Annotated in this window: 6 protein-coding genes; 1 reads left to right on the plus strand and 5 read right to left on the minus strand. The window is 40.0% G+C overall.

The features are described 5' to 3' along the window. Together AB6D93_RS23690 and AB6D93_RS23695 are read right to left on the minus strand one after the other, a co-directional pair. Nucleotides 1-272, minus strand: a 272-nt coding sequence (locus tag AB6D93_RS23690) for a single-stranded DNA-binding protein (RefSeq protein WP_372081687.1), incomplete at its 3' end; no start/stop codon positions are given. Nucleotides 273-280: 8 nt separating this feature from the next. After that, a complete protein-coding gene (locus AB6D93_RS23695; protein ID WP_029203023.1) occupies nucleotides 281-1,423 on the minus strand; it encodes a phage/plasmid replication protein, II/X family in 1,143 nt (380 codons plus the stop codon). Between the two features lie 120 nt (nucleotides 1,424-1,543). Between AB6D93_RS23695 and AB6D93_RS23700 the strand changes: the two genes are divergently transcribed. Then, on the plus strand, nucleotides 1,544-1,933 hold the full coding sequence (locus AB6D93_RS23700; RefSeq protein WP_032546585.1) for a helix-turn-helix transcriptional regulator: 390 nt from the start codon (nucleotides 1,544-1,546) through the stop codon (nucleotides 1,931-1,933). A 267-nt stretch (nucleotides 1,934-2,200) separates the two neighbouring features. Here AB6D93_RS23700 and AB6D93_RS23705 read toward each other — a convergent pair whose 3' ends face one another. From AB6D93_RS23705 to AB6D93_RS23715, 3 genes are all read right to left on the minus strand, one after another. Beyond that, nucleotides 2,201-2,566, minus strand: coding sequence for a hypothetical protein (locus AB6D93_RS23705; protein ID WP_102333344.1), 366 nt, complete (start codon nucleotides 2,564-2,566; stop codon nucleotides 2,201-2,203). 11 nt (nucleotides 2,567-2,577) lie between these two features. Then, nucleotides 2,578-2,868: a hypothetical protein gene (locus tag AB6D93_RS23710; RefSeq protein WP_102333345.1), complete on the minus strand. Its 291-nt coding sequence runs from the start codon at nucleotides 2,866-2,868 to the stop codon at nucleotides 2,578-2,580. A gap of 25 nt (nucleotides 2,869-2,893) precedes the next feature. Next, the coding region (locus AB6D93_RS23715) for a hypothetical protein (RefSeq protein ID WP_372050376.1) at nucleotides 2,894-3,123 on the minus strand (230 nt) is incomplete at its 5' end.

Raw genomic sequence — 3,123 nt, forward strand, 5'->3', positions numbered from 1 at the left:
ACTTCTAGCGGTACGATGATTTTTCCATACTTTTTAAGCTCAACGCTATTAAAGTTATTCACTACGTAAGATGAACTGTGGAATGTATAAAGCCCAGCTTCGTAAGGCTCTTGGCCTTCGTCTAACTGAACTTTGGTTAACGTTGGGAACCGACCTTCCAAAAACACATAGGCATCCTGCTCATAAATAGTTCTAGATGGTTTTCCGTCTCTGCCTGGCATAACTCTAGATGTGATTTTCACATCTTCTTTGAACACTTCGATTTTCAACATACAGACTCCTAAGCGTAAGCTCTGAACGGTAAAATATTGGTTTCTGCAACAACTGGCATTTTGTACCAAGACGGAACTTCAAGCGGTTTTACTTCTATCACGTCAGAGCGTTTCAATGTCGGACACATACGGCTCACATCGAACTTTTGACCGATATCGATACCAATCGTTTTTAAGCGCGCTTTGTGTTGGTAGAACTGTGATTGCTTCATTACTTCTCGTAAATCAGTACCGTGTTGCCACATCGAGAAGTAACTCATTGTTGTGTTAGCTTGGCGTAAGGTTTCGACCGCTCCAGCCGCAAGAAGTTGATGAGCGATCGACTGATGTTCATCGTGCGATATCTGTATCGTATTCATAGCATTCTCAATATCTTTTAAGTGATGGTAAAAATCATTTTCTGTAGTGCATCCGTAGAACTGTAAGTTATGCCGTTTTAATAACGTTTGCCTTAAACTGTGTTCTTCACGTACTACGCCGTATGTTTCGCAATACTCTATTAAGTCACTGATATATCGGTGAGTTTCTGGTGATACTTCGTCATTTTTCTTTATTGATTTCAGTAGATTACGTTTAAGTTCAATAGCTTTTCGATAGAGTTTATCCATTTGCCATGTTGAGCCTTCAGCCCAGTTACATGTATTTCCGTCAGGATAAAGTTTAGGTTTTCGACCTCGACCAATTTGCATTGAAGATAGGCCGCGTATAAATGATTGCTCCCTGCCCTTACCTACAGCGTGATTTCGAGTCCAGTCGATTAGAGTAATTTCAGCGCCATTACCGATAAGCGAAGATGGTTTTCCATCAGCCGATTGGCGATGAGAAAAGCGAGTGTTTTTGGTAAATGGTGGAAGATCATAAGTAGCTAAAACATGGTTATAAACTGCAACACATTCATCCAATGTTTGAAGGCCAAAAAGATTATCAATGCGTTGCCAACGCGATGGATTTCCCTCAACACGAACCCGTGTTCCATCGCAGCGGATCGTCAATTTCGTACTAAAAGATCCCTCCAGTATTTTTTGATTTACGGACGGTGGCAGCCTTTCACCTGTTTCTAATTCGACTCTTTCAATCACATGACGTCCCACGAAAGGTAAATTCCCTTCGTGATGGTCTTGTTGCATGAAAAGTTGGTCGATAAAGAACAATGGAAAACCCTGTCAAGTACGTTTTCTTATAACCTACAGGACAACAAAGCGTATTTCAACACAGTGGTACGAAATGCGGGTGGTATACTTATAAAAAAGCGTACTCATAAGGATATTTTGATGTTGAAAGATGTAATTAAGTCGGCTCGCATAGACTGTGGCTATACGCAGGAAGAAATTGCAAAGCGTGTGAAAGTAGCAAAACAAACCTACTTGAAATGGGAAAATGGAGAGACTGAACCTAAAGCAACTCAGATCAAATTACTCGCTGAGCATCTGAAGATCACGCCTAACGAAATTTGCTCTGGGGCTCTCAATAAGAAAATGGACTTGGAAGAGTTCATCATCCAAATGGCTCTTTCTAGAGTGCCAAATGAAGTCGTGACAATGTATACGTGGAAAACGATTCCTGATCATGAAGCGTTTTTTGAAGATATGAAAAATTTAAGCCGAGATGACTACGACGCAAGCGTCGTTACAGTCAGCGAAACCGAGAAGTTACTGCGATAAATTCCGGAATTCCGGAGTTAGTTGGGGTGTAACAGGAACCCCAACCTCTTTTCGTTCAACCTGCTTCTCATTTCTCCTCGCTCAGTATCGCTCATCGAAATTCGTCACAGGTTTCAATTTTGAGGAGAAACGGAAAATATTTTTCCAAGAGTACACTATTAAAGATAGTGTACCTTGATGCTAGTGAACTACCGACTGACGCACTACGTTTGTCCACTCACTTTACTCTCTACAAGCAAGCTTATAGCAGAGTAAAGTGAGTTTAAATTAGCCTTTTAGAGAACGTAATTTTTTATAACAAGAAATACCAGAAGCGACTAACGCTCCAATAATCGTGCATTTCACATCAGCAGCTAACGTAGCAAATGTTGCTGTATTACTCAGCCAATCATTACTTTCAGCGGTGAATTTTCCTTCTTTGGAAAAGACTTCTGAAACTATAATATCTATTTGTTCAGTACTAAGGGAATCAATCGGAATACCAGATTCACTCAAAGTATTAAGACCTGCTTCATTGCCTTCGAGATGAATTCGAGGACAATTCCTCGCTTTGATAAACTGCTCAGATGTGGTTTTATTGTTTACTAAAACAGCATCATCACAACCTTCTAAGTCAAACATTGGCCCAGCCATAAAAACCTCCATTAATAAGGGTTGTAACCCTTTGCTCTTAGGTATTGAAGTGAATAGTTAAAGCATATCTTGTCGCTTGCAGAGAAGCTTTTCGAAGACCTGATGCTACCGTGATAACAACTAGTAGCTCTCAGCTGACTTATATTTCGTCCTCGGAAACCTGTTGTACAATCACCAAAATCGACTTGGTTTAAACGAACGTCGGCAGAATCTTTTACGTCCATACCAACATCAAAACCAACCACACTCACATCTGTAAAGCTAACATCGAAACAGTTTTCAATTTTGATACCACAAGACATAGATACTTACCTACTATTCATACACTTAGAATAAATGGGGACTATGTATAAATAAACAAGGTGTGTAGGTGAATATAAATTGCATACGTATTATGCAAATTATATTACGGGCTTCAATCGTAAAACGATTCTCACGATGAGCATTAAAAAAGGTCAGCAAGCTGACCTTTCTAATTGAGCATATCCCTCGCCCACGTTTGATTTCATTCAGGCTTGCAGCAAACCTCTCAACATAATTTAGACCCATAATACGCA

Origin of the sequence: Vibrio sp. 10N.247.310.23, assembly GCF_041467155.1 — a bacterium.
GTDB classification, from domain to species: domain Bacteria; phylum Pseudomonadota; class Gammaproteobacteria; order Enterobacterales; family Vibrionaceae; genus Vibrio; species Vibrio crassostreae_C.